Origin of the sequence: Amycolatopsis australiensis (genome assembly GCF_900119165.1) — a bacterium.
In the GTDB taxonomy this organism is placed as follows: domain Bacteria; phylum Actinomycetota; class Actinomycetes; order Mycobacteriales; family Pseudonocardiaceae; genus Amycolatopsis; species Amycolatopsis australiensis.
Genome location: NZ_FPJG01000006.1, coordinates 5,472,382 through 5,497,982, shown reverse-complemented (window position 1 = coordinate 5,497,982; position 25,601 = coordinate 5,472,382). Strand labels below are relative to the sequence as shown.

Below are 25,601 nucleotides of genomic sequence, written 5' to 3'. Positions count from 1 at the left end.
CCGCATGTTCTCCGTGGCGGTGATCGAAGACCCGGCGGCGGCCGAGGTGTCGCTGGACCCGGTCCGGGCCCGGCTGCTGGCCGAGCTGGCGGAACCGGCGTCGGCCACCATGCTGGCCGCCCGCGTGGACCTGCCGCGCCAGAAGGTCAACTACCACTTGCGGGCACTGGAGAAGCACGGGCTGGTCGAGCTGGTCGAGGAGCGGCGCAAAGGCAACGTCACCGAGCGGATGATGCGGGCGACGGCGTCGTCGTACGTCATCTCGCCGGCCGCGCTGGGCGCGGTCCAGCCGGACCCCGCCCAGTCACCCGACCGGCTCTCCGCCCGGTGGCTGCTCGCCGTCGCCGGACGGCTCGTCCGGGACGTCGGCCTGCTCATCACCGGCGCGGCGAAGGCGAAACAGCGCGTCGCGACCTTCGCGCTCGACGGGGAGGTCCGGTTCGCCTCGGCGGCCGACCGCGCCGCGTTCGCCGAAGAGCTGACGGCCGCGATCACCGCGCTGGTCGGGAAGTACCACGACGAAACGGCCGAAAAGGGCCGTCCGCACCGGGTGGTCGTCGCCGTCCACCCGAGCGTCCCGGAGGAGGCCGCCGGTGGGGCGTGAGTTCGAGCTGACCGAGTCGGCCGAGGTCGACGCGACGCCGGAAGAGATCTGGGCGGCCATCGCGACCCGGCCCGGCATCGACTCGTGGTTCATGGGCCGCAACGAGGTCGAAGGCGGCACCGGCGGCGTCATCCGCGGCGCGTTCGGCGGGTACCGGCCCGAGTTCCGGATCCGGGAGTGGGACCCGCTCGAAAAACTCGCCTACGGCACCGAACCCGCCCCGGACGGGCGGACGATCGCCTACGAGTTCCTCGTCGAGGCCCGCGACGGCGGCAGCTCGGTGGTCCGCTGCGTCACTAGCGGCTTCCTGCCCGGCGAAGACTGGGAGGACGAGTTCGAGGCGATGACCGCGGGTGGCGCGCTGTTCTTCCGCACACTGGTCGAGTACGTCACGCACTTCGGCGGCCGCACGGCGGTCCCGGTGACGGCGTTCGGACCGCCGATCGGGGACTGGGACGCCGCCTGGGCCCGGCTCGGCGAGGCACTGGGCCTGCCCGCGCGGCCCGCGGTGGGCGACCGGGTCCGGATCCTGCTGGACGGCCGGGCCCCGCGGGAAGGCGTGGTCTACGCGGCGAACGACCAGACGACGGGAATCCGCACGGCCGACGCGATGCTCCGCTTCCTGCGGGGCTTCCGCGGCCCGATGGTGGCGGCCCACCATCTGTTCACCCCGGACGTGGACGCCGAGGTGGCGGAGAAGACCTGGGGTGACTGGCTGAACCGGGTGCTGGGCTGAGCAACAGGGGCAGAACACTGTTCCCCACTCACCACCGCAGTGACTCGGGTGCCTAGGTCGGCAGCGCGCCCGGCAGGCTCTCGGCCGTCTTCTTGCGGCGCAGCCAGACCCGGCGGGTGCCGTCGGCGTACAGGCGCACCGTGCGCAGTTCCCAGCCCGCGAACTCCGCGTGGATGGAGAGCTGGATCGCCGCCGCACGCCGGGACACGCCCGGGGGGAGGTGCAGGCGGCGATACTCCCAATCCCCTTCGACCACCGCCTCGCTGACCGTCGTCATGGCTGGATCACCTGGGTCCCTTCTCCCGCGGCCGAGCCGACGAGCACCCGGCCGCTCTTCTCGTCCACCCCGACCGAGTCCGGCTGGCGCACGGTGGGGAACCGGTACTTCTCGACGGGCTCGCCGCCGCGGACGTCGAACCCGACCACTTCGTTGCGCCCGGTCAGCGTCACCCACGCCAGGCTCCGCCGCGCGTCGTAGGCGATCCCGTACGCGCCGCCGGGCACGGGATAACGCTGCCGCAGGATCAGCGGATCGGCGGAGAACGCCAGCAGGGCCCCGGCCCGCGCGTCCGTCACCAGCACCCGCCCGTAGGAGTCCGCGACGGCGTTCGCCGCACCGTCACCCGCGCGCAGGCCCTCGCCGACCTTCCCCGCGGCGACGTCGACCGAGAACACCGCCGTCCGCAGCCGGTCCAGCACCACGACACCCTTCCCGGTGTCGACGACGTCGTCGGCGCTGTAGAGCTGCCCGCCGATCGTCCGGGCCGGACCGCTCGCCGGCAGCACCCGGATGTCCTTCGCCGCCCCCATCGCCACCAGCCGGCCGTCGCCGTAGACCAGGCTCGACACCGGGCTCCCGCCCACCTTCGTCTCGGTCAGCTTCCGGTCCGGCAACGTCAGCTGCTGCACGACCCCCGGCTGCGGCTCCGCCACCTCGACCCGCCCCGGCGACACCGTCAGCCGGCTCGCCTTGCCGTATAACGGCATATTCACCGCGGGTGACGCGAGCGCGTTCAGGTCGTACAGCTGCAGGGAAGGGGGCTCGGAGACGGCGACAACGAGGGTGGCCGTCGCCGGGTCGACGGCGAGGGCGGACACGGACCCGGTGGGGAGGACCTGCCCGGCGGGCTTGACCGACACCGCGGGCGAGACCGCGGGGCCCGCTGCGACGGGGTTGGCCACGATCTGCAGCTCGTCGCCGGTCGACTTCGCCGAAGAACAGCCCGAGAGCGCCAGTGCACCGGCGAGCGGCAGCGCGATCCACGACACGGCGGTGAGCCGACGCACGCTTGTGCCTCCGGTTGTCCCTCGGTGGTTGGTCTTCACCAGCATGCTCCTCGAACCCCTCGCCGTCACGTGCGTGTCACCCAACAGACACCTACCGCGGCCAGCGTTCCGGGTAGCCGGCCTCGATGGCGCTGACGTCGTCGAGCGCCGAGCGGATGGCGGGCGGGAGGGTGATGTCCTCGGCGGCCAGCGAGCCGGTGAGCTGGCCGGTGTCCCGCGCGCCCACGACCGGGGCGACGACGCCGGGCCGGTCGCGGACCCAGGCCAGCGCCACCGCCAGCGGCGACGTGCCGAGCCCGTCGGCGGCGGTCGCGACCGCCTGCACGATCCGGGCGGCGCGGTCGGTGCGGTGGTGCTCGACGTAGCCGGCGTACGCGCTGTTCGCGCCGCGCGAGTCGGCGGGCGTGCCGGTGCGGTACTTGCCCGTGAGCACGCCGCGGCCGAGCGGGGCCCAGGGCAGCAGCCCGATGCCGTGGTGCTCGGCGGCCGGCACCACCTCACGGTCCACGCCGCGTTCCAGCAGCGAGTATTCGACCTGGGTGGAGATGATGGGGGCGACGGCGGCGGCGCGGGCGGCGGCCGTCGCCAGCTGCCAGCCCGCGTAGTTGGAGACGCCGACGTAGCGGACCTTCCCGCTGGTCACCGCGTACTCGAGGGCGGCGAGCGTCTCCTCGATCGGTACGCAGCTGTCCCACGCGTGCAGCTGCCAGAGGTCGATGTGGTCGGTGCCGAGCCGCTTCAGCGAGCCGTCGAGCGCGGTGAGCAGCGCGCCGCGCGAAGCGCCGCCGCCGAACGGGCCGTCGTCGCGCCGGGCGACCGCCTTCGTCGCCACGACGACGTCGTCGCGGGGCACGAGGTCGCCGAGCAGCGAGCCGAGCACCCGTTCGCTCTCGCCCTCGCCGTAGATGTCGGCGGTGTCCACCAGGGTGCCGCCGGCGTCGACGAAGGCGACCAGCTGGCTGGCCGCTTCTTCCGCGTCGGTGTCGCCACCCCAGGTCATGGTGCCGAGCGCCATCCGCGAGACGCGCAGTCCCGAGCGGCCGAGCAGTCGCTTTTCCACGACCGCCGAGCCTAGTGGGCACCCCCGTCCGGACGAGACCAAGGTGAGTCGTGTCGCGATCAAGGCCCCCGTTAGGGTCTGGCACCGTGCGAATCGGACTCAACCTCGGCTACTGGGACGCGGGGAACGACCCGGCGAACCTGGCCCTGGCCAAACAGGCGGACGAGCTGGGCTACGCCGTCGTGTGGGCGGCGGAGGCCTACGGCTCGGACGCCGTCACCGTGCTCACGTGGATCGCGGCGCAGACGGCGCGGATCGACGTCGGGGCCGCCGTGCTGCAGATCCCGGCCCGGACGCCGGCGATGACCGCGATGACCGCCGCGACACTGGACACGCTTTCGGGCGGCCGGTTCCGGCTCGGCCTCGGGGTCTCCGGGCCGCAGGTGTCCGAGGGCTGGCACGGCGTCCGCTTCACGTCGCCGCTGGGCCGCACCCGCGAGTACGCCGGGATCGTGCGGAAGGCGCTGCGGCGGGAACGGCTGGCGCACGAGGGCGAGCACTTCACGCTGCCGCTGCCGGACGGGCCCGGCAAGGCGCTGCGGCTGACCGTCCGGGCCGCCCGCAGGCACATACCGCTCTACCTGGCGGCGATCGGCCCGAAGAACCTGGAGCTGACCGGCGAGATCGCCGACGGCTGGCTGCCGGTGTTCTTCTCGCCGGCGCACGCGGGGGAGCAGCTGGCTCACCTCCGGGCCGGCGCCGAGCGGGCCGGCCGGACCCTGGACGGCTTCGACGTCGTCCCGACCGTGCCGCTGGTGCCCGGCGACGACTGGACCGCGTGCGCGGACGCCGTCCGCGCCTACGCCGCGCTCTACCTCGGCGGCATGGGCAGCCGGGAGAAGAACTTCTACAACCGGCTGGCCTGCCGGATGGGCTTCGCGGCCGAAGCCGCCGAAGTGCAGGAGAAATACCTGGCCGGCGACCGAGCGGGGGCGATGGCGGCGGTGCCGCTGGAGTTCCTCGACGCGACGTCGCTGCTGGGCCCGAAGGAACGGATCGCGGAGAAGATGACGGAATTCGCCGAGGCCGGCGTGACGACCCTGTCGGTGTCGCCGTACACCCCGGACCCGGCGGGCGCGCTGCGCACCGCCGTCGAAGCTCTCGAGCTGGCGGGGGTGGCCTGACGTGGGCTGGTTCGAAGCACTCGTCCTGGGCCTGGTCCAGGGCCTGACGGAGTTCCTGCCGATCTCCTCGAGCGCGCACCTGCGGATCGTCGCCGCGCTCGCCGGCTGGGACGACCCGGGCGCGGCGTTCACCGCCGTCACGCAGATCGGCACCGAGCTGGCGGTGATCATCTACTTCGGCCCGAAGATCGGCAAGATCCTGCGGGCCTGGTTCTTCTCGCTGTACAAGGGGGAGTGGCGCCGCGACCCGGACGCCCGGCTGGGCTGGCTGATCATCGTCGGCTCGCTGCCGATCGTGGTGCTGGGCCTGCTCCTGCAGGACCAGATCGACAGTGCGTTCCGCGACCTGCGGATCACCGCGACCGTGCTCATCGTGTTCGGCCTGATCCTGCTGCTCGCCGACCGGATCGGGAAGCAGGAGCGCACGCTCGACGACCTGACCGTGCCGCACGGGCTGGGTTTCGGCTTCGCGCAGGCGCTGGCGCTCATTCCCGGGGTGTCCCGTTCGGGCGGCACGACCAGCGCGGGCCTGCTGCTGGGCTACACCCGCGCCGAGGCCGCGGAGTACTCGTTCCTGCTGGCGCTGCCGGCGGTGTTCGGCTCGGGCGTCTACAAGCTCAAGGACATCGGTTCGGGCGGCGTGCCTGCCCAGTGGGGCCCGACGATCCTGGCCACGCTGGTCGCCTTCGGCGTCGGGTACGCGGTGATCGCGTGGCTGATGGCCTACATCAAGAATCGCAGCTTCGTGCCGTTCGTGGTGTACCGGCTGGTCCTCGGCGTGCTGCTGTTCGTGCTGATCTTCACCGGGGTGCTCGACCCGAACGCGGGGCCGGTCGGCCACTGATCGCGGGCACGTAGGCTGGGGCCCGTGAGTACGGTCATTCTGCTGCGGCACGGCAAGTCGACGGCCAACGGCTCCGGCGTCCTCGCCGGGCGCTCCCCGAAGGTCCACCTCGACGACACCGGCCGCGCCCAGGCGGAGAACCTGGTGGGCCGCCTCGACGGCGTGCCGCTGGCCGGGCTCGTCGTGTCGCCGATGCTGCGGTGCAAGCAGACGGTCGGGCCGCTGGCCGCCGCGCGCGGGCTCGACAAGGTGGTCGAGCCCGGGTTGTCCGAAGTGGACTACGGGGACTGGACCGGCAGGGAGCTCAAGCACCTGGCCAAGGAGCCGCTCTGGCGGGTGGTGCAGGCACACGCGTCGGCCGCGGTGTTCCCCGGCGGCGAAGGGCTCGCGCAGATGCAGGCGCGGTCGGTGGCCGCCGTCCGCGCCCACGACCGGCGGATCGCCGCCGAGCACGGCGACCACGCCGTCTGGCTGCTGTGCAGCCACGGCGACGTGATCAAGTCCATCCTGGCCGACGCGCTCGGCCAGCACCTCGACGCCTTCCAGCGGATCGTCGTCGATCCGGCGTCCATCTCGGTCGTGCGCTACACCGAGACGCGGCCGTTCGTGCTGCGGGTCAACGACCACGGCGGCGACCTGCGGGGCATCGTGCCGCCCGAGCCGAAGCCGAAGCGCGGCCGGAAGACGGCCGGGACCAGTGACGCCGTCGTCGGCGGTACCACCGGACGGTGATCTGGGCCACCTCCGGAAAGCGCTGACATCGATGGCGGCGGACCCCGTAGGGTGGCGGGACCGAGAGTGTCACCCCGACCAGGAGCCTGCGCCGATGATTTCGCCGGACAACCCGTTCGCCGCACCCAGCGAGCTGCCCTACGCCCTGCCGCCCTTCGACCGGATCGCCGACGAGCACTACCGGCCCGCGTTCGAGGCCGGCCTGGCCGAGCACGCCGCGGAGATCGAGCAGATCGCGGCGCAGGACGCCGAGCCGACGTTCGAGAACACCATCGTGGCCCTCGAACGCGCCGGCGAGCTGCTCGGCCGCGTCGCGAGCGTCTTCTACAACCTCTCGGGCTCCAACAGCACCGACGAGATCCAGGCCATCCAGGCGGAGTTCGCGCCGAAGCTGGCCGCCCACCACGATGCGATCCACCTGAACCCGAAGCTGTTCGCCCGGATCGACGCCCTGCACGCGCGGCGCCACGAGCTGGGCCTCGACGAGGAGTCGCTGCGGCTGCTGGAACGGCGGCACACCGACTTCAGCCGCGCCGGGGCCGGCCTCGGCGAGCGCGAGCAGGCCCGCCTGCGCGAGCTGAACGAGCAGCTGTCGACGCTGCAGACCAAGTTCCAGCAGAACCTGCTCAAGGACACCAACGACCTGGCCGTGGTCATCGCCGACCGCGCGGAGCTGGCCGGCTTCGGCGAGGGCGCGATCGCCACCGCCGCCGAAGCCGCGTCCGCCCGTGGCGAGTCCGGCAAGTACGTGCTGACCTTGACACTGCCGACGAGCCAGGCGTCACCGCTGGAGACGCTGCGCGACCGCGACGTCCGCGAGCGCATCCACGCCGCGTCGATGGCGCGGGGCAACCGCGGCAACGAGTTCGACAACAACGCGGTCGTCGCGGACATCGTGCGGCTGCGGGCCGAGCGGGCCGCGCTGCTGGGCTACCCGAACCACGCGGCGTACGTCATCGCCGACGAGACGGCGAAGACCGCGGAAGCCGCGGCCGGCCTGCTCGAACGGCTCGCGCCGGCGGCGGTCGCGAACGCCCGCGCCGAAGCCGCGGAGCTCCAGCAGCTGCTGGAGGCCGACGTGCCCGGCGCGAAGCTGCGGCCGTCGGACTGGCCGTACTACGCGGCGCAGGTCCGGCGCGAGCGTTTCGACGTCGACACCGAGGCGCTGCGGCCGTACTTCGAAGCCGGGCGCGTGTACGCCGACGGCGTCTTCTTCGCCGCCACCAAGCTCTACGGCCTCACCTTCACCGAGCGGCCCGACCTGCCGACCTACCACCCCGACGTGCGCACCTTCGAGGTCTTCGACGCCGACGGCAGCCCGCTCGGGCTGTTCCTGCTCGACCTCTACACCCGAGACAACAAGCGCGGCGGCGCCTGGATGAACACCTTCGTCGACCAGTCCCGGCTGCTGGACCGCAAGACGGTGGTCGTCAACGTCCTCAACGTGGGCAAGCCGCCGGCGGGGGAGCCGACCCTGCTGACCTTCGACGAGGTCGTCACCGCGTTCCACGAGTTCGGCCACGCCCTGCACGCCCTGCTCTCGGCCGTCCGCTACCCGACGTTCTCCGGCACCAACGTGCCCCGCGATTTCGTCGAGTACCCGTCCCAGGTCAACGAGATGTGGATGCTGTGGCCGGAGGTCCTGGCCAACTACGCCAAGCACCACGAGACCGGTGAAGCGCTGCCGCAGGAGCAGGTCGACAAGCTCCTGGCCGCCCAGCAGTACGGCGAAGGCTTCTCCACCACCGAGTACCTGGCGGCGTCCCTGCTCGACCAGGCCTGGCACCGCCTCGGCGCCGACGACCGCGTCGAGGACGTCCAGCGCTTCGAGACGGACGCGCTCGTCAAGGCCGGGGTGGCCCTCGACGCCATCCCGCCGCGCTACCGCACCACCTACTTCGCGCACATCTTCAGCGGCGGCTACAGCGCCGGGTACTACTCCTACATCTGGAGCGAGGTCCTCGACGCCGACACCGTCCAGTGGTTCCGCGAAAACGGGGGACTGACCCGCGAGAACGGCGACCACTTCCGCCGCACCCTCCTCGGCCGGGGCGGCAGCATCGACCCCATGGACGCCTTCCGCGCGTTCCGCGGCCGCGACCCCGAGATCGAACCCCTGCTGAATCGCCGCGGCCTCAACGGAGTCTGACTCCCTGAGTGTATAACGACCTATACCGCGGGCCGATTTTTTTCAAAATCGGCCCGCGGTGGCTCCGCGCCAAAAACCGCAACGAGGCGGAGAGTCAGGCCATTGCGGTCTACGCGCCCGCGACGATGTGGTCGACGAAGCCGTAGGCGAGGGCTTCGTCGGCGTCGAACCAGCGGTCGCGGTCGGCGTCGGCGGTGATCCGCTCGACCGTCTGGCCGGTCTGCCGGGCGGTGATCTCCGCGATGCGGCGCTTCATCTTGCCGAACACCTCGGCCTGGATGGCGATGTCGGTGGCGGCGCCGCTGATGCCCGCTGAGGGCTGGTGCATGACGATCCGAGTGTTCGGCAGCAGGTAGCGCTTCCCGGGTGCGCCCGAGGAGAGCAGGAACTGGCCCATGGAGGCCACGAAGCCGAGGCCGTAGGTGGCGACGTCCGGCTTGACGAGCTGCATCGTGTCGTAGATGGCCATGCCCGCGGTGACCGAGCCGCCGGGTGAGTTGATGTAGAAGGTGATGTCCTTGGCCGGGTCGTCGGCGGCCAGCAGGAGCAGCTGGGCGATGAGCCGGTTGGCCACTTCGTCGTTGACCTCGGAGCCGAGGAAGACGATGCGGTCGCGCAGGAGCTGCTGGTAGACCGAGTCGTCGGGGGACTGGGTGGCCACCTGCATGTCGGGTACGGCGAGAAGCGTCATGGCCTTGACGGTAGGGCCGGAACCGCCGTGGCCGGCGGTGGTTTCGCTGTGAGCGTGCGGAGTTCGCTTTCGGCGATCATGACGAGGGCCGCCGTCCACGGTGGACGGCGGCCCTCAGCGCGTGAGCGGGCTCAGATGAGGCCGAGCTTCTGCACGGTGTCGCGTTCCTCGACGAGCTCGGCGACGGAGGCGTCGATGCGGGCGCGGGAGAAGTCGTCGATCTCGAGGCCCTGGACGATCTCGTACTTGCCGTCCTTGGCGGTGACGGGGAAGGACGAGATGAGGCCCTCGGGGACGCCGTAGGAGCCGTCGGAGACGACCGCGGCGGAGGTCCAGTCGCCGGCCGGGGTGCCGTTGACCCAGGTGTACACGTGGTCGATGGCGGCGGAGGCGGCGGAGGCGGCGGAGGAAAGGCCGCGGGCTTCGATGATGGCCGCGCCGCGCTTGGCGACGGTCGGGATGAAGTCGTTCTCGAGCCAGGCCTGGTCGACGGCGTCGGCGATCTTCTTGCCGCCGAATTCGGCGTGCTGGACCGAGGGGTACTGGGTGGCGGAGTGGTTGCCCCAGATGGCGACCTTCTTGAGCTCCGTGACCGGGACGCCGAGCTTCTTCGCGAGCTGGGCGAGGGCGCGGTTGTGGTCGAGGCGGGTCATCGCGGTGAAGCGGTCGGCCGGCACGTCGGGGGCGTGCGAGCGGGCGATGAGGGCGTTGGTGTTGGCCGGGTTGCCGACGACGAGGACCTTGACGTCGTCGGCGGCGCCGGCGTTGATGGCTTCGCCCTGTGGCTTGAAGATGCCGCCGTTGGCCTCGAGGAGGTCGCCGCGTTCCATGCCCTTGCTGCGGGGGCGGGCGCCGACGAGGAGGGCGATGTTGGTGCCTTCGAAGGCCTGCTTGGGGTCGTCGAAGATGTCGGTGCCTGCCAGGAGGGGGAACGCGCCGTCTTCGAGCTCCATGGCGGTGCCCTCGGCCGCCTTGACCGCCTGCGGGATCTCGAGGAGCCGCAGCTTCACCGGGACGTCCTGGCCGAGCAGCTGACCGGACGCGATGCGGAAGAGCAGCGCGTAGCCGATCTGGCCGGCGGCGCCGGTGACGGTCACGTTGACAGGGGCTTGGCTCATTGCGGTTCTCCAGCTTGAGACGACTTTGGCTAGTGCAGTGGAGCCTATCTCTCCCTGGCGTCGCCGGTCGGGTGCGTCCAGTCACTGTTGCGAGGATCGCTCTGGGGGTCCGGGTGGTGAAGCCCCGGTTGTCCAGCTCGCCGTTCAGCTGTCGGTGACGTTGGCGGCGAGGCGGTGGAGGAGGTCGGCGAGGTGGGCGATCTCGGCTTCGGTGAAGCCGTGGCGGAGTCGCTGGTCGTGGGCGATGGCGGCCGAGGCGAGGCGGTGGAAGAGCTGTTCGCCGTCGTCGGTGAGTTCGACGAGGTGGACGCGGCGGTTGGCGGGGTCGCGGCGGCGGGTGACGAGGCCGGCGGCTTCCATGCCGTTGAGGTGGTGGGTGAGGGTGGCGCCCTGGATGCCGACGGCGTCGGCGAGTTCGCGCTGGTTGGCGACGGGGGTGGTTTTGAGGGAGATGAGGATCTGCCAGACGGGCTGGGAGCCGCCGGCGGCGGCGAGGGCCTGGTCGAAGGCGCGGCCGGCGGTTTTGGCGGTGCGGGCGAGGACGACGCCGATGGGGGCGGTGGCGGGTGCTGGCACGGGTGGACTTTAGCGCAGGTGCGGAGAAGTCTAAGCGTTTGACATCTAATGGTTAGATATCTAACGTTGAGATATCGAACGAAAGGGGAACGCGATGAGCACCGAAGAGCAGGTCCGCGAGCTGGGCCGGGTCTGGGCCGCGGCCGAGGAACGGGGAGACACCGAAGCGCTGGCGGGACTGGCGGCCGAGGGCTTCCGGCTGGTGGGGCCGCTCGGCTTCGTCCTGGACCGCGACCAGTGGCTGGCGCGCTACCGCAGCGGCGACCTGGTGACCGAGCGGCTCACCTGGGACGAGGTCGAGGTCCGCGACTTCGGGACGACGGCCGTCGCGATCGGCGTGCACACCCAGGTCGCGAAGCACCGGGACAACCCGGTGGACGGCCGGTTCCGCGCCACGCACGTCCTGGTGCGCGACGACGGCCGCTGGCGGCTGGCCGGCATCCACCTGAGCCCGATCGGCGGGCCGCCGCCGTTCGCGTCCGCGCCGGGAGGGGACGCGTGATGAGTGTCGAGCTGAATCACACGATCGTGTGGGCCACGGACCGGGAGAAGTCGGCGGAGTTCCTCGCCGGGATCCTCGGCCTGCGCACCGGGCCGGTGACCGGGCCGTTCGTGCCGATCGAGCTGGCGAACGGCGTGACGCTGGACTACCTGCGGGTGGATCGGGTGACCGCCCAGCACTACGCGTTCCTGGTCGGCGAAGCCGACTTCGACGCCGCGATGGCGCGGATCGAGCAGGCCGGGATCGCGTACTGGGCGGATCCGTTCCACGAGCGGGCCGGTGAGGTCGACGTCGTGGGTGGCGGCCGCCGGGTGTACTTCGCCGACCCGGACGGGCACAACATGGAACTGCTCACGAGGGGGTCGTGATGCGGGTGAGCATCGGCGTCACGGACTTCTCGTGGGCCGGCGGGCCGGCCGGGGACCTGGCGGACGTCGCCGTGGCGGCCGAGGCCGCCGGGCTGGACACGCTGTGGGTGGCCGATCACCTGCTGCAGGCGGACCCGAACAGCACGCCGGATTCGGCCATGCTGGAGGCGTACACGACGCTGGGGTTCCTCGCGGCGCGGACGAGCCGGATCGGGTTGGGCACGATGGTTTCGGCGGTGACGTTCCGGCCGCCGGCGTTGCTGGTCAAGGCCGTCACGACGCTCGACGTCCTCTCCGGTGGGCGGGCGTGGTTCGGGATCGGCACCGGGCACCACGACGGGGAGGCGCGGGCGATGGGCCTGCCGTTCCCGCCGGTGGGCGAGCGGTTCGAGCGGCTCGACGAGACCGTGCGGCTGGCGCTGCGGATGTGGGCGGGGGACGACTCGCCGTTCGAGGGTGCGCACTACCGGCTGGACCGGCCGATCGGGAACCCGCTGCCGGTGCGGCGGCCGCGGGTGCTGATCGGCGGGGCGGGCGAGCGGAAGACGCTGCGGCTGGTCGCGCGGTACGCCGATGCGTGCAATGTGTTCGACGTCCCGGACGGTGGGAAGACGGTGCGGCACAAGCTGGCTGTCCTGGCGCGGCACTGCGCCGAGGCCGGGCGGCCGTACGAGGCGATCGAGAAGACGATCAGCACGCGGCTGGCGCCCGGGGAGCCGGCGGAGTCGTTCGCCAGGCGGTGTGCGGAGTTCGCCGCGTGGGGCATCGGGCACGCGGTCGTGATCACGGCCGGGCCGTGGTCGGTGGCGGGGGTGGAGACGCTGGGGCGGGCCGCCGCGCTGGTGGCCTGATTCGTCCATTGTGGACGCTGGGGATCTCGGGTGGTTTCCCTAGTCACGGCGGGCGAATCCGGATCCGGTGTCGCCGCGTCGTTACGTTCGGGCGGGGGCGGCTGCCTGCCGCCGCGGACGAAGGGGAGACGATGAAGTTCAGATCGCTGGGTTGTGCACTGGTGGCGGCGGGGTTGCTGGGTTCGGGTCAGGCCGCGGCCGCCGCGACGTCGGCCGCCGCCTGCACCTGGAAGCCCACCGCGCTGGGCGCGGGCACGTCGGTGAGCGCGGCCGTGACGGCCACCGACGACAACGGCGGGTTCGCCGGCTGGGCGCTGCCGAGCGACCAGTTCGGCGACACCACCCGGGCGGCGTCGTGGACCGGTGGGACGTACGCCGATCTGGGCACGGCCGGGACCGGCGGGGCGCGGGTGACGGCGGAGAACCGTTCGGGGGCGGTCGCCGGGACGGCGTACACGACGTTGTTCGGTTCGGGGTTCGTGTTCGAGCGGGCGTTCAAGAGCTCGGGCGGGAAGCTGGTGGCGCTGCCGTTCCCGGCGCCGGGCCAGTTGCCGGCCGGGTACACGCGGTCGGCCGCGGCCGGCATCACCGGGTCGGGTGACGTGATCGGGGTGGTGCGCAAGCAGGACGGGTCGGGGCTGACCGCGGTCCGCTGGCCCGCGGCCCAGCCGGGTTCGGTGACGCTGCTGACCGGGGCGCCGTCCTCGGGGGCGGGCCGGTCGCGGTGGACACCGACGGGACGATCGTGCTCTCGGGCGGGGATCTGTGGCGGGACGGGACGCTGACGCACCTCGGTGGCCTGCCGGGGCTGCAGTACGCGTGGCCGGAGGCCGTCAAGAACGGGCGGGTGGTCGGCTACGGCGTGTTCGGCGGCAAGAAGGTCGGGGTGTACTGGGACCAGCAGCACGCGGCGCACGTGCTGCCGAGCTCCAGCTACAACCTGTCCAACGGGAACCCGGGCTTCACGATCAACGCCGCCGGCCTGATCGTCGGCCGGATCGACGAGGCGAGCGGCGGCAACGACGCGGCCGGGACCAGGTACGGCGTGTGGAACCAGGGTGTCTTCGCCGGCAGGTTCGGTGACGTGGCGGCGGATCTGCCGGTGGTGCTCGGCGATGACGGGACCGCGGGCGGGTACCGGTACGACGCGGCGACGCGCCACTCCCACCCGTACACCTGGCGCTGTTCCTGATCTCCGCGGTGAAACGATCAAGCCCGGACGTCGCGGGGGTGATCGCGGCGGCGACCGGGTGGACCGGGGGTGCGAAATCGTTTTCCTCATGAATACGTCCGCACCTGGCGGGAATGGGGAGTGCGAAATTGTCGGATGATGGGCAATGCCGCGTGGTGGGACGACTGCGCGGCGTTGCTCCGTTCAGCGGGGTTTGCTTCCGTGATCCTTTCGCTACCATGGTCGGCGCCCCCGTACCCAATTCGAATGTATTGGGAAGGATTCCGATGCTTTCTGCGGTCGCTGCCGCCGTTGTGGCGCTGTCCTCCGTGGTCGTCCCGCATTCGTGGAACACTCCGCCGCCGCCCGACAAAATCGTCATCGACGTCGTCAACGCCAACGGCACCGGGTGTCCGCCGAACACGGCCGCGGTGGCGGTCTCGCAGGACAACACGGCGTTCACGGTGACCTACAGCACCTACACGGCACTGGTGGGCGTCGGGGCGGGGCCGCTGGACGCGCGGAAGAACTGCCAGATCGGGTTGCGGGTGCACGTGCCGCAGGGCTTCACCTACGGAATCGCGCAGGCCGACTACCGTGGATTCGCGCACCTGGAACGCGGTGCGACCGGGCTGGAAAGAGCGAACTACTATTTCCAGGGTAATTCTCCGACGGCGTACGTGCAGCATCCGCTGGCCGGGCCGTTCGAGGACGACTGGCATTTCACCGATTCGACCGAGGTGGGCGCGATCGCGTTCAAGCCGTGCGGCGAGGAACGCAATCTGAACATCAACACGGAATTGCGGGCCGCGGCGGGGACGTCGGATCCGAAGAAGACGACCAGCTACGTGACGATGGATTCGACCGACGGCAGCATCACCACCACCTACCACTTCGCGTGGTTGACCTGTCCGTGAGCGGAGCGCGGTGAGAGCCGGGGCGGCGGGCCGTCCCGGCTCTCACTTCTTGGCCGGGGTCCGGGGGTCGGTGGCCTGGATGTCGAAGACGCGGCCGAGGGAGACGAGGGCTTCGTCGAGGTGGCTGAGGCTGGACAGGACGGCGCGGGTCTCGGCCTGCTCGACGCGGTCGGAGACCGGGGTGCCGTCGTCGCGCACGAGCGTGCCGGGTGTGGGGCCACCCGGCGACTCCAGTGCCTTGCGGACGACGTCGATGTTGCTCAGGAGCCGTCCGGTGAACTGGCGCAGGCGGTCGGCGGTGGGGCCGGCGAGCTGGCCGGGCTGGGCGCGGGCGGCGACGTGGCGGGCGCGGAAGGCGATGGTTTCGAGCGTGGTCAGCACGTGCCAGCCGTAGTCGCGGCGGGCGCTGCGCAGGTTGACCGGGTGGGTCAGCGGCTCGATGGTGGTGCGGACCTGTTCGACGGCGCGGTCGAGGTCGCGGGAGAGTTCGATGATGTTGACGTTCTCCTCGCCGGTGAGCAGGCCGCAGGCGTGTTCCAGGAACTCCTCGAGCTCGTCGAGCACGCCGGTGATGTCGTCGAGCATGACCGAGCGGGTGCGGACCGGGACGATCACGACGGCGGCGAGGATGCCCGCGGCGGCGCCGACGGCGGTCTCGGCGACGCGGATCCAGAGCACCTGGAGGCTGAACGTGCCGAGCAGGCTGTAGAGCAGGCCGAGCATGCTGGTGATGAAGAAGGCCATCACGACCTGGGAGACGCGGGCGGTGTAGACCATGCCGAAGACGCACACCAGGATGAGGGCGAGCGTGGCCGTGGTGTTGCCGCCGACGAGCAGGGCGAGCAGGACGCCGCCGACGATGCCGATCAGGGTGCCGCCGAGGCGGCGGACGCCTTTGACGAAGGTGGCGCCGGCGCTGGAGGCGCCGATGAACACCACGAACACGGTGAGCACGGCCCAGTACCAGCGCTGGTGGGAGACGAGTTCGCCGCCGAGAACGGCGAGCCCGCCGCCGACGACGGCCTGGATGGCGCTGCGGGTGCGGTTGTCGTAGGCGAACGCGGGTGTCGGTTCCTCGTCGTCGTCCTCGTCGAGCGGGTCGAGGGTGGCTTCCGGGGCGGCGGCGCGCTGGGCGCGGTCGTCGGCCAGGGCGAGCTCGGCCAGTGCCTTGCGGACGCCGTCGCCCGGGGCGGCGTGGGAGTCGATGCGGCTGCCTTCGACGAGCATGCGGCTGAACTCGCCGGTCTGGCTGATCAGCGGCAGCTCGCGCGGGTCGCGTTCCATCAGGGCGCGGAAGCGGGCGAGCCGGGCGATGAGGTCGTCGCGGACGTCGGTGCCGAGCTCGTCGGAGCAGGTCCGCTGGACGGTGATGGCCAGCCATTCGACGGCCAGCTCGACTTCGATGGCGCGGCGGCGGAGGCGGTCGGCGGCGCGGGCGTCGACGACGTCGGGGGCGGCGTCTTCGATGAGCAGCACGCATTCGTGGAGCCGGGCCAGTGCGCTGCGCAGCTGCTTGCGGGTGCGTTCGGAGCCGTTGACGGCCAGGTAGGCCTCGGTGGCGCGGACGGCCGCGCCGAGGCGGGCGCGGAAGGCGCGGCGGACGCGGAGGAACTCGGCTTCGGGGTGGTGGCGCAACAGGACGAAGCGGACCACGGCGTTGGCGAGGACGCCGACGGCCAGTGCCATCAGCAGCTGCGGGACCTGCTTGAGGTGGGCCTGTAGGAACATCGGGAAGAAGAACAGGAAGAAGCCGATCGAGCCGAGCGCGGTGCCGCGGGGCCCGAAGCGCTGGGCGTAGACGGCGACGAAGATCAGCAGGACGAACACGACGCTGTCGAGCGGCGGCAGAGCCGAGCCGAGGCTGGCGACGGTGATCGAGGCGGCGCCGGTGAGGAACGCCAGCGCGAGTGTGACGGCCTGGCCGCCGGGGGTGGCGTCGTTGACGGTGAAGGCCGACATCATCGCGGCGACGGCGCCGACGAGCATGACGGTCAGCGGCACGTGGGTGGGCAGCAGGGCGGCGACGGCGAGGACGATGCCGAGGACGGCGGAGCCGGCCAGGCGCAGCCGGACCAGCCCGGGGTCGGCCGCCGCCAGCCGGTCGAGCGCGGCGGAGCGGAGGTGGTTCATCGGGCGAGCAGCTCCCACTGGGCGACGGTGGCGCGGCCGCCGCGGGTGGCGGTGATCCGCAGCCGGTAGTGCGGGTGCGCGGCCGGGTGGGCGAGCGCGAAGGGACGGGTCTGGCGGCGCCAGCGGAACAGCTCGCCGTGGCGTTCGTCGAGGGTGGTCCAGCGGGTGCCGTCGTCGGAGCCTTCGAGGACCCACGCGCTGGGGTCGCCGCGGCGGGTGCCGGAGGTGAGCGTGTAGAGCACGACCGGGCGGGGCGGGCCGGTGACGGTGAACTCGATCGCCGGGGTGGTGGTGCGGAAGGTGACCTGGGTGCGGGTGGTGTCGTCGAACAGCGCGCCGGCGTTCGTGCCGTCGGAGGCGGTCGCGGTGCCGGTGAGGTCGGTGACCGGGTCCGGGTGGGCGGCCGGTGGTGGCGGGGCGCCCCAGCCGGTGGGCTCGGTCGCGAGGTCGAAGACCAGCTCGGCGCCGCCGGCGAGGGTGGCGTGGGAGATGGTGGTCGCGTCGTGGGGCCGGCCGTCGACGGTGAGCCCGCGGACGTAGACGGTCTCGGCGGTGTTGCCGGGGGCGTGGACGACGAGCCGCTTGCCGCCGCCGAGGTGCACGGTGGCCTTTTCGAACAGGGGCGAGCCGATCGCGTAGCGCGGGCTGCCGGTGGCCAGCGGGTAGAAACCCAGTGCGCCGAACACCCACCACGCCGACATTTCGCCGTTGTCCTCGTCGCCGGGGTAGCCCTGCCCGATGTCGCTGCCGGTGTAGAGCCGCTGGAGGACTTCCCGCACGACGCGCTGGGTCTTGGCGGGCGCGCCGGCGAGGTTGTAGACGTACGGGATGTGGTGGGACGGCTGGTTGGAGTGGCCGTACTGGCCCATGCGGACGTCGCGGGCTTCGGTCATCTCGTGGATCAGCCCGCCGTACGCGCCGGGCCGGCGGCCGGTCTCCGGGGTGGCGAAGAAGGTGTCGAGCTTGGCTTCAAGGCCGGCGTGTCCGCCGTGCAGCGCGGCGAGGCCGGGGCCGTCGTGGGGAACGGTGAAGGCGGTGTTCCAGGCGTTGGTTTCGACGAAGTCGCCGCCCCAGGCGGCCGGGTCGTAGCCTTCGGGGGCGAACCTGCGGCGGCCGTCGCGGTGGCGGCCCTGGAAGAAGCCGATCGCGGGGTCGAAGTGGTGGACGTAGTTCTTGGCCCGCTCGCGGAAGTAGGCGGCGTAGTCGGCGAACGTCCGGGCGCGTGGCCCATCGCTTTCCCGGGACAGCGCGTCGGCGAGGTTGGCCAGGCCGAAGTCGTTGATGCAGCCTTCCAGTGCCCAGGAGAGCCCGCCGGGGACGGAGAAGGGGGTCCAGCCGAGGAAGATCGACTCGTCGAGGCCCTTGCGGCCGACCGCGCGGTGCGGCGGGGTGACGGTGGCGTTCTTGACGGCGGCGTCGAAGGCGGCCTCGACGTCGAAGTTCTTGACGCCCTTGAGGTAGGCGTCGGCGAACGCGACGTCCGAGCTGGTGCCGGTCATCAGGTCGGCGTAGCCGGGGGAGGACCAGCGGGCGATCCACCCGCCTTCGCGGTACTGCTGGACGAACCCGTCGGCCATCCGGCCGCAGTGCTCGGGGGTGAGCAGCGCATACGCGGGCCAGGTGGTGCGGTAGGTGTCCCAGAAGCCGTTGTTGACGTACAGCTCGCCGTCGACGACTTTCGCGCCGGTGCGGGTGCGGGTGCTCGGCCACCACCGGCGCACGACCGGGCTCGCGTGCCGGATGCCTTTCGGTGTGTTCTCGTGCGCGATGTTCGGGTAGAGGAACAGCCGGTAGAGGTTCGAGTACAGGGTGGTCCGCTGGTCTTCGGTGGCGCCTTCGACCTCGACGCGGCCGAGCACGTCCTGCCACAGCTGCCGGGCCTGGTCGCGGACGTGTTCGAACGGCGTCCCGGCCGGGATCTCCAGTTCGAGGTTGCGCTTGGCCTGGGCGAGGCTGATCAGCGACGTCGCGATCCGCAGCGTCACCGCCGGCGCGTCGAACTCGAGGGCGCCGGTCACGGTGCGCCAGAACGGGCGGTGGATCTTGCCGCCGCGCCGGGCCGGGACGTCGGTTTCGGCGTAGACGAACATCCGGCGCGCGCCGGCCGAGAGGCGGCTGCGGATCCAGGTGTGGCCGGTGACGACACCCCGTTCCGGGTGCAGGCGCAGGCCGCCGCGGTTGGCGGTGTTGTCGAACAGCAGCCAGCCGCGGCCGCCGGGGAAGGTGCACCGCAGGATCGCCGCGTGGGACGTCGGCGCGAGGTCGGCGGTGATGCCGTTGGCGAACCGGACGCCGTAGTGGTGCGGCGAGTCGGTCTCGTCGTCGTGGGTGAAGGCCAGGGCACGCCGGCGGCGGTCGGGTTCGGCCGGGCCGGTGCCGGGCATGACGTGGAAGGTGTGGCGGTCGCCCATCCACGGGCTCGGCTGGTGGCTCAGCGCGAAGGCCTGCAGCGCCGGGCGGTTCCGGTCGTCGTTGTGGCGGTGGTAGGAGTAGATCCAGTTGGTGACGCCGGCGTCGGTGACCGGGGTCCAGAAGTTGAACCCGTGCGGCACGGCGGTGGCCGGGAAGGTGTTGCCGCGGGAGAATTCGCCGCTGGAGTGCGTGCCGCGGGTGGTGCGGACGAAGTCGGCGGGCTCGCGCGGCGGCTCGGGGCGTTCGGCGATCCGGACGTCGTCGAGCCAGCCGGTGATCTCGCCCGCGGGGGACGCGGTGCGCAGCACGATCCGGCTGATGCGGCGGCCCGCGAACGCCCCCAGCGGGCGCCGGACGAGGTTCCACTGGTCGACGTAGCGGGTCTTGTCGTCCACCGGGGCGAAGCCGGCCGAGGTGCCGTCGGCGAACTCGACGTCGAGGGCGACCCGGGTGGCGTGGTAGGCGGGGATCTCACCGTCGGCGACGGGGAAGACCGCATAGGACAGCTCGGTGCGCGCGGTCACCGGGACGTCCAGCTCGAACAGGACGGCCTCGGGGCGGGCGTCGTAGCGCAGGGCCTTGAGGCCGGTGAAGCCGACGCCGGTCTTGGCCGTGGGGGAGCGGTCGGGGCCGCTGCCGACCCGCAAGGCCGGGTCCACCGGCTGCGGGTCACCGGTTTCGAAGGAGGAGAAGAACACGGCGTCGGGCATGCGCCCACCGTATCCGCCGAACGGCCCAGCCCGCGGCCCGGAACGCCGGGAAGGCCCCCTCACCGGGGTGAGGAGGCCTTCCCGGTCGATCGGGTGGACTAGATCGCCGCGCACTGCCCGGCGGCGGGGCCGCGGACGGTGTTGGGCAGGTCGTAGTCCGTCGGGGCCGGCGAGTTGGCCGCGCAGGCCAGCGGGCCGCCCACGGTGCTCGACGTCAGCACCGGGCCGTGGTTGCCGGTCAGCGCGACCGGGCCGCCGACGTCGGTCAGCTCGATCGACACCGTGCCGGTCGTCCCGGTGATCGCCACCGGTCCGCCCACCTTGGTGCGGTTGAGCACGACCTGCCCGGCGCCGGTGGCCGAGAGCGGGCCGGTGATCGTCCCGCCGCGCACCACCAGCGACGCGCCGCCGGACACGGTCACCGGGCCCGACACTGTCGCGTCCTGCAGGCACACCGTGCCGGACGTCACCGGCAGCGGCCCGTTCGACGCACCCGTGATCGTGCGGGTGCAGGCGGCGTCCGGCTTGCCCAGCAGCTCGAACTCGGCCAGCTGCGCCGGGGCGCCGGTGCTGGTCGCGGTGACTTCGAGCTTGTAGTAGGCGTAGTGCGCCGGGTTGGCCACCTTGAACGCGCGGGTCTGCTGCCGCCAGGTGAACGCCTGGTTCGTCTGCTGGTCGGCCACGGCCCAGGTCTTGCCGTCGTAGGAGCCCTTCAGCGTCCAGCTCTTCGGGTCGCCCGCACCGGTCTGGGACGTCAGCGTGTAGTGCGTGACGGCCTCGTCGGTGTTGTTGAGCTGGTACTGCAGGGCGCCGGTGACGGCGGCCTGGGTGCGCGAGGTGTTGTCGATCAGCGCGGCGGCGTTGGAGCCGTCCGAAGTGGACAGCGTGCCCCGGCCGGGGCCGGTCTCGTCGTGCAGCGGCGTCGGGACCGCGTCACCCGTGGTGATCGACTTCGGCGCGTCGTCCGGGCCGGTGCCCCAGGTCGAGGGGTTCGGGCCCATGTCGAAGTCGATGACGCCGCCCTTCGCGATCAGGTCCTGCGGCAGCGACGTCGAGGAGTACGCCTTGCCGTTGACCTTCACGCCCTGGACGTAGACGTTCTTCGCGCTGTTCTTCGGCGCGTTGATCACGAGGTCCTTGCCGCCGGCCAGGTGGATCGTGGCCTTCTTGAACAGTGGCGACCCGATCGCGTAGTCCGGGCTGCCCATCTGCAGCGGGTAGAAGCCCAGCGCGCTGAAGATGTACCACGCGGACATCTCGCCGTTGTCCTCGTCACCCGGGTAGCCCTGGCCGATCTCGCTGCCGTTGTACAGCCGCGACAGCGCCTCACGGACCTTCGCCTGTGTCTTCGAAGGCTGACCGGCGTAGTCGTACATGTAGAGGATGTGGTGGGCCGGCTGGTTGGAGTGGCCGTACTGGCCCATCCGCACGTCGCGGGCCTCCCGCATCTCGTGGATCACCCCGCCGTAGGACCCGGGGAAGGTGGCGGTCTCCGGGGTGGCGAAGAACTGGTCCAGCTTGTTCGCCAGGCCGGCCTTGCCGCCGTAGAGGTTCGCCAGGCCCTGACCGTCCTGCGGCACGGTGAAGGCCATGCCCCAGCCGTCGGTCTCGGTGTAGTCCCCGCCCCACGAGCGCGGGTCGTACTGGTCCTTGGTCTTGGTGAACTTCCCGTTGGCGTCCTTGCCCTGGAAGAACCCGACACTCGGGTCGAACAGGTTCACGTACTGCTGGGCGCGGCTGGTGAAGTACTCGTAGTTCTCCTGGTACTCCGCCTTGCGCGGGTCGTTCGGCGCGGCTTCGTCGGCCAGCTTCTTCGACAGGTTCGCGATGCCGAAGTCGTTGACGTAGCCCTCGATCGCCCACGAGAAGCCCTCGCTGGCCGTGTTGGGTGTGTAGCCGAGGAAGATGCCCTGGTCCAGGCCCTTGCGGCCGACCGCCGAGTTCGGCGGCGTCACCGTGGCGTTCTTGAGCGCCGCGTCGTAAGCCGACTTCACGTCGAAGTTCTTCACGCCCTTGAGGTAGGCGTCGGCGAACGCGACGTCCGAGCTGGTGCCGGTCATCAGGTCCGCGTAGCCGGGTGAGGACCAGCGCGCGATCCAGCCGCCGTCACGGTACTGCTGCACGAACCCGTCGACCATCTTCCCGGCCATGTCCGGCGTGAGCAGCGAGTACGCCGGCCAGGTCGTGCGGTAGGTGTCCCAGAAGCCGTTGTTGACGTACAGCTGGCCGTCGACGATCTTCGACCCCGTCCGGGTCGCGGTGTCCGCGCCGGTCTTCGGCGAGACGGGGCTCGCGTACTGGTACGCGGGCTTGTCGGCGGTGCCGGTGTTCTCGAACTGCGAGTTCGGGTACAGGAACAGCCGGTAGAGGTTCGAGTAGAGCGTCGTGAGCTGGTCCTTCGACGCGCCCTCGACCTCGATCACCTTCAGCTGGTCGTCCCACGCCTTCTGCGCCGCGTCACGCACCGAGTCGAACGTCGCGGCCGGGGCGATCTCCTGCGCGAGGTTCTTCTTCGCCTGCTCGACGCTGATCAGCGACGTCGCGATCCGCATCTGCACGGTCTTGTCCGCGCCGGCGTCGAACCGCAGGTAGCCGGTGACGTTGTCGCGGCCTTGCCCGGTGAGCTTGCCACCGGCGGTGACCGGCTTGTCGAACGTCGCGTAGACGAACATCCGGCCCGCGCCGGCGTAGTTGCCGGTGTCGGTGTAGCCGGACAGCGTGCCGGTCGCGGTGTCGAGCGTCAGCCCGCCCGCGTTGGTGGCGTTGTCGAAGATCAGGCTCGAGTCGCTGCCCGGGAAGGAGAACCGGAACATCGCCGCGTGGTCGGTCGGCGCGATCTCGGTCTTGATCCCGTTCTGGAACTGCACACCGTAGTAGTGCGCCCGCGCGACCTCGTCACTGTGCTTGAACGGCAGGGCCCGCGCGTCGCGGTTGGCGTCCGGGACGCCGGCGGCCGCGGACGGCATCACCTGGAAGACCTGCCGGTCGCCCATCCACGGGCTGGGCTCGTGGCTGACGCTGAATGCCTGCAGCGCGGGCAGGTTCTGCGCGTTGTTCTGGGTGCTGTAGTTGTACAGCCAGCGCGGCGAGCCGCCGTTGTCGGCGCCCGCGTCGGTGACCGGGGTCCAGAAGTTGAACCCGTGCGGCACCGCCGTGGCCGGGAAGTTGTTGCCCCGGGAGAACGTGCCGTTGGCCATCGTGCCGCGCGTGGTGATCACGTTGTCGCTCGGGCGGAGGCTCGCCGGCGGCGTCGGCGTGGCCGAGACCTTGACGTCGTCGAGCCAGCCCTGGAACGTGCCGGGGCCGTCCGGGTTGTCGTAGCCGACCAGGATCCGGTCGATCGTCTTGCCCTTCGCGACCTGCCCGATCGCCGAGCGCACCAGGTTCCACTGGTTGGCGTAGAGCACCTTCGAAGCGCCCTGGCCCTCCGGGGTCAGCGGGAAGCCGTACTGGTCGGTCGCGCCGAGGTTGCGCAGGTAGGTGCCGTCGGTGAAGGCCAGGTCGATCGCGACGTTCGTGCTCGGGTACTTCAGGTCGCCGGTGATGAACTGCGGCTGCACCTTGTACGACAGCTCGGTCGAGGCCACGACCGGGATGTCGACGTCGAAGATCTTGTTGTACGACCAGCCGTGCCCGGTCGCGGTCTGGCTGCCGGAGTAGCGGAACGCCTTGAGCCCGGTGAAGCCGACCCGGTTCTTGTTCGTGTAGCCGGTGGTCGGGCCGGAGTCGACGAAGCTGCGCATGTTCGGCAGCGGCGGCGGTGCCGGGTCGTCGTTGGCCAGCAGCAGCTCCGACATCTGCAGGATCGGGCCGCCGTTGTTGCGCGTGACGTTCAGCCGGAAGTACTTGTACGGCGCCGTCGGCGCGGCCAGCTTGTAGTTGTTCGTCTGGAACCGCTCGGCGAACGTCTGGCCGGTCTGCGTGTCCAGGTCGGTCCACGCGCTGGCGTCGTTCGAGCCCTGCAGCGTCCAGTCCTTGGGGTCGCGCTCGGCGAAGTCGTTGGCCGAGGAGATCGCGTAGTGCGTGATCGCGGTCGGCTCCGACAGCGTGATCTGCGCCCACGCCGTCGGGTCCCACGACAGCCACTTCGTGTCCGTGGTGCCGTCGACCAGGTTCGACACGACCTCGCCGCCGGAGGTGTTCTCGCTGCTGGCGCTGGTCTCGGTGACCTTGCCGCGGATGTCGCCGGGGATCGTGGTGCCGTTCGCGCCGTTGACGCCGTACGCGCGCGGCTTGCCGGCCGCGTCGGTGTCGACGGTGTCGGTCCACGCCGGCTGGACGTCGCCGGGCTCGAAGGACGAGGAGAAATCGGCGGGCAGGGCTTCATCGGCGGCGGACGCCGCCGCCGGGATGGCGACCAGGCCGGCGGCGACCACGGCGGCGGTCACCAGGAACGCGACCGGCGGTCTGGCGCTTCGGGGCATCGTTGCTCCAAGCTCTGGAGGGTGAACGGGGGACCGACGGACGGGGGACCGGCGGTGCCCAGAGAGCGAAACGCGCGGGTGACATCGATGTCAAGACCGCTCGGCAAACCTGGCCAGAACTGGACAACCGAGGGGAACGCGACCAGCCGCTACGGGTCGCCGGCGCCGTGGCCCAGTCCGCCGACGAGCAGCGCGACCATGCGCCCGCTCCCGTACACCCGCCCTCCGGCGAGCGAGCCGCCGGCTGACCGCCCGAACCCGTCTCGAGAGCCCGGCGCCGCCGCTAGAGTCACGACGATGACGACGCCGGACCCCGCCGACCGCGTACTCGCCCGCGCCTCCCTCGCCCAAGGCGACCCCACCGGGTGGTTCGACCGGCTCTACACCGCCGCCGCCCGCGGCGAAGCCGACGTGCCGTGGACCCGCGGCGCGCCCACCGCGGAGCTGGTCGCCTGGGCCGCCGACCACCCCGGCGCGGGCCGGCGGGCCCTGGTGGTCGGCAGCGCACTGGGCGACGACCCCGAGCTGCTGGCCTCGGCGGGCTGGCGGGTCACGGGCTTCGACGTGGCCCCGGCCGCGGTCGAGGCGGCCCGCGCCCGCTTCCCGCAGTCCACTGTGGACTACGTGGTCGCGGACCTGCTGCACCCGCCCGCGCAGTGGCGCCACGCGTTCGACCTGGTCGTGGAGATCATCAACATCCAGGCGATGCCCCGGGACTACCGGCCCGCGGCGCTGCGGTCGCTGGCCGGGTTCCTCGCCCCCGGCGGCACCGCGATCGTCTCCGAAGTGGCGGAGGAGAAGCAGGACATGGCGGCGTGGCAGAGCCCGCCGTGGCCGTTCAGCCGCGCGGAAGTCGAGTCCGTCGCCCAGGACGGCGTCCGCCTGGTGAGCCTGGAGACGGTCCGCGACGGCCTGCGCTACTGGGCCACCTTCACGCGGTAACGGACACCTCGGCGAAAGGACCGCCATGGCCGCTGCGAAACGCCGCAAAGTCGCGCGGCAGCTCAAGTACCGATCCCCGGCACCGCCGCCGGCCCCGGGCAACCCGGAGGACACGGGGGACGACGACGGTGGGGCAGGGGTGCGCGAGCCGCGCCGCCCGCTCCCGCCGTCCCCGGTCGGCGGCGCGGGCGCGCGGCCGCTGCCGGAACCGGACATCGAGGCGGAACTGCCCGACCCGCCGGTGCGCTGAGGA

General features: G+C 71.6%; 23 protein-coding genes. 14 read left to right on the top strand and 9 right to left on the bottom strand.

The genetic code is table 11. The features are described 5' to 3' along the window. Positions 1-4 precede the first annotated feature (4 nt). The gene (locus tag BT341_RS27100) at positions 5-604 is read left to right on the top strand and encodes an ArsR/SmtB family transcription factor (protein ID WP_177328903.1); all 600 of its coding nucleotides are present in this window, start codon (positions 5-7) and stop codon (positions 602-604) included. After that, the gene (locus BT341_RS27095; protein WP_072478963.1) at positions 594-1,340 is read left to right on the top strand and encodes an SRPBCC family protein; all 747 of its coding nucleotides are present in this window, start codon (positions 594-596) and stop codon (positions 1,338-1,340) included. The genes BT341_RS27100 and BT341_RS27095 overlap by 11 nt, the downstream gene beginning before the upstream one ends. A gap of 52 nt (positions 1,341-1,392) precedes the next feature. Here BT341_RS27095 and BT341_RS27090 read toward each other — a convergent pair whose 3' ends face one another. From BT341_RS27090 to BT341_RS27080, 3 genes are all read right to left on the bottom strand, one after another. Further along, a complete protein-coding gene (locus BT341_RS27090) occupies positions 1,393-1,617 on the bottom strand; it encodes a DUF5703 family protein (RefSeq protein WP_072478962.1) in 225 nt (74 codons plus the stop codon). Continuing rightward, positions 1,614-2,627, bottom strand: a complete 1,014-nt coding sequence (locus tag BT341_RS27085) for a YncE family protein (RefSeq protein ID WP_072478961.1) — start codon at positions 2,625-2,627, stop codon at positions 1,614-1,616. The genes BT341_RS27090 and BT341_RS27085 overlap by 4 nt, the downstream gene beginning before the upstream one ends. A 91-nt stretch (positions 2,628-2,718) precedes the next feature. Next, positions 2,719-3,687, bottom strand: coding sequence for an aldo/keto reductase (locus BT341_RS27080; RefSeq protein ID WP_072478960.1), 969 nt, complete (start codon positions 3,685-3,687; stop codon positions 2,719-2,721). Between the two features lie 86 nt (positions 3,688-3,773). Between BT341_RS27080 and BT341_RS27075 the strand changes: the two genes are divergently transcribed. From BT341_RS27075 to BT341_RS27060, 4 genes are all read left to right on the top strand, one after another. Then, positions 3,774-4,811, top strand: a complete 1,038-nt coding sequence (locus tag BT341_RS27075) for an LLM class F420-dependent oxidoreductase (RefSeq protein WP_072478959.1) — start codon at positions 3,774-3,776, stop codon at positions 4,809-4,811. Position 4,812: 1 nt separating this feature from the next. Next, positions 4,813-5,655, top strand: coding sequence for an undecaprenyl-diphosphate phosphatase (locus BT341_RS27070; RefSeq protein ID WP_072478958.1), 843 nt, complete (start codon positions 4,813-4,815; stop codon positions 5,653-5,655). Positions 5,656-5,679: 24 nt separating this feature from the next. Then, the gene (locus BT341_RS27065) at positions 5,680-6,387 is read left to right on the top strand and encodes a histidine phosphatase family protein (RefSeq protein WP_072478957.1); all 708 of its coding nucleotides are present in this window, start codon (positions 5,680-5,682) and stop codon (positions 6,385-6,387) included. A gap of 94 nt (positions 6,388-6,481) precedes the next feature. After that, entirely contained in the window at positions 6,482-8,536 is a 2,055-nt protein-coding gene (locus BT341_RS27060) for a M3 family metallopeptidase (RefSeq protein ID WP_072478956.1), read from the top strand. A gap of 109 nt (positions 8,537-8,645) precedes the next feature. Here BT341_RS27060 and BT341_RS27055 read toward each other — a convergent pair whose 3' ends face one another. The 3 genes from BT341_RS27055 to BT341_RS27045 all read right to left on the bottom strand — a co-directional run bounded on the left by BT341_RS27055 (position 8,646) and on the right by BT341_RS27045 (position 10,921). After that, complete coding sequence (locus tag BT341_RS27055; RefSeq protein WP_072478955.1) at positions 8,646-9,227, bottom strand: ClpP family protease; 582 nt, start codon at positions 9,225-9,227, stop codon at positions 8,646-8,648. 131 nt (positions 9,228-9,358) lie between these two features. Further along, a complete protein-coding gene (locus tag BT341_RS27050) occupies positions 9,359-10,345 on the bottom strand; it encodes a malate dehydrogenase (RefSeq protein ID WP_072478954.1) in 987 nt (328 codons plus the stop codon). Positions 10,346-10,489: 144 nt separating this feature from the next. Next, a complete protein-coding gene (locus tag BT341_RS27045) occupies positions 10,490-10,921 on the bottom strand; it encodes a MarR family winged helix-turn-helix transcriptional regulator (RefSeq protein WP_072478953.1) in 432 nt (143 codons plus the stop codon). Between the two features lie 94 nt (positions 10,922-11,015). Between BT341_RS27045 and BT341_RS27040 the strand changes: the two genes are divergently transcribed. The 6 genes from BT341_RS27040 to BT341_RS27015 all read left to right on the top strand — a co-directional run bounded on the left by BT341_RS27040 (position 11,016) and on the right by BT341_RS27015 (position 14,730). Further along, positions 11,016-11,423 (top strand): nuclear transport factor 2 family protein, encoded by a 408-nt coding sequence (locus BT341_RS27040; protein WP_143168653.1) that lies wholly within the window; start codon positions 11,016-11,018, stop codon positions 11,421-11,423. Continuing rightward, the gene (locus BT341_RS27035) at positions 11,423-11,791 is read left to right on the top strand and encodes a VOC family protein (RefSeq protein ID WP_072478952.1); all 369 of its coding nucleotides are present in this window, start codon (positions 11,423-11,425) and stop codon (positions 11,789-11,791) included. Before BT341_RS27040 ends, BT341_RS27035 begins: the two co-directional genes overlap by 1 nt. Further along, positions 11,791-12,642, top strand: a complete 852-nt coding sequence (locus BT341_RS27030) for a TIGR03560 family F420-dependent LLM class oxidoreductase (RefSeq protein ID WP_072478951.1) — start codon at positions 11,791-11,793, stop codon at positions 12,640-12,642. The genes BT341_RS27035 and BT341_RS27030 overlap by 1 nt, the downstream gene beginning before the upstream one ends. A gap of 131 nt (positions 12,643-12,773) precedes the next feature. Continuing rightward, positions 12,774-13,427, top strand: a complete 654-nt coding sequence (locus BT341_RS27025; protein WP_143168652.1) for a hypothetical protein — start codon at positions 12,774-12,776, stop codon at positions 13,425-13,427. Continuing rightward, entirely contained in the window at positions 13,367-13,834 is a 468-nt protein-coding gene (locus BT341_RS27020; protein WP_072478949.1) for a hypothetical protein, read from the top strand. The genes BT341_RS27025 and BT341_RS27020 overlap by 61 nt, the downstream gene beginning before the upstream one ends. Before the next feature lie 266 nt (positions 13,835-14,100). Continuing rightward, positions 14,101-14,730, top strand: coding sequence for a DUF4360 domain-containing protein (locus BT341_RS27015; protein ID WP_072478948.1), 630 nt, complete (start codon positions 14,101-14,103; stop codon positions 14,728-14,730). Between the two features lie 42 nt (positions 14,731-14,772). On the opposite strand, the gene BT341_RS27010 is transcribed toward BT341_RS27015, so the two are convergent. From BT341_RS27010 to BT341_RS27000, 3 genes are all read right to left on the bottom strand, one after another. Then, positions 14,773-16,860 carry an FUSC family protein gene (locus BT341_RS27010; protein ID WP_072478947.1) on the bottom strand — a complete coding sequence of 696 codons (2,088 nt, stop codon included), beginning with the start codon at positions 16,858-16,860 and terminating at the stop codon, positions 14,773-14,775. After that, positions 16,857-19,982, bottom strand: a complete 3,126-nt coding sequence (locus tag BT341_RS27005) for a GH92 family glycosyl hydrolase (protein ID WP_072478946.1) — start codon at positions 19,980-19,982, stop codon at positions 16,857-16,859. The genes BT341_RS27010 and BT341_RS27005 overlap by 4 nt, the downstream gene beginning before the upstream one ends. Positions 19,983-20,080: 98 nt before the next feature. Next, positions 20,081-24,406 (bottom strand): GH92 family glycosyl hydrolase, encoded by a 4,326-nt coding sequence (locus BT341_RS27000; protein ID WP_072478945.1) that lies wholly within the window; start codon positions 24,404-24,406, stop codon positions 20,081-20,083. A gap of 297 nt (positions 24,407-24,703) precedes the next feature. On the opposite strand from BT341_RS27000, the gene BT341_RS26995 reads away from it, so the two are divergent. Then, complete coding sequence (locus BT341_RS26995; RefSeq protein WP_072478944.1) at positions 24,704-25,348, top strand: class I SAM-dependent methyltransferase; 645 nt, start codon at positions 24,704-24,706, stop codon at positions 25,346-25,348. 25 nt (positions 25,349-25,373) lie between these two features. Beyond that, a complete protein-coding gene (locus BT341_RS26990; RefSeq protein ID WP_072478943.1) occupies positions 25,374-25,598 on the top strand; it encodes a hypothetical protein in 225 nt (74 codons plus the stop codon). Positions 25,599-25,601: the final 3 nt, after the last annotated feature.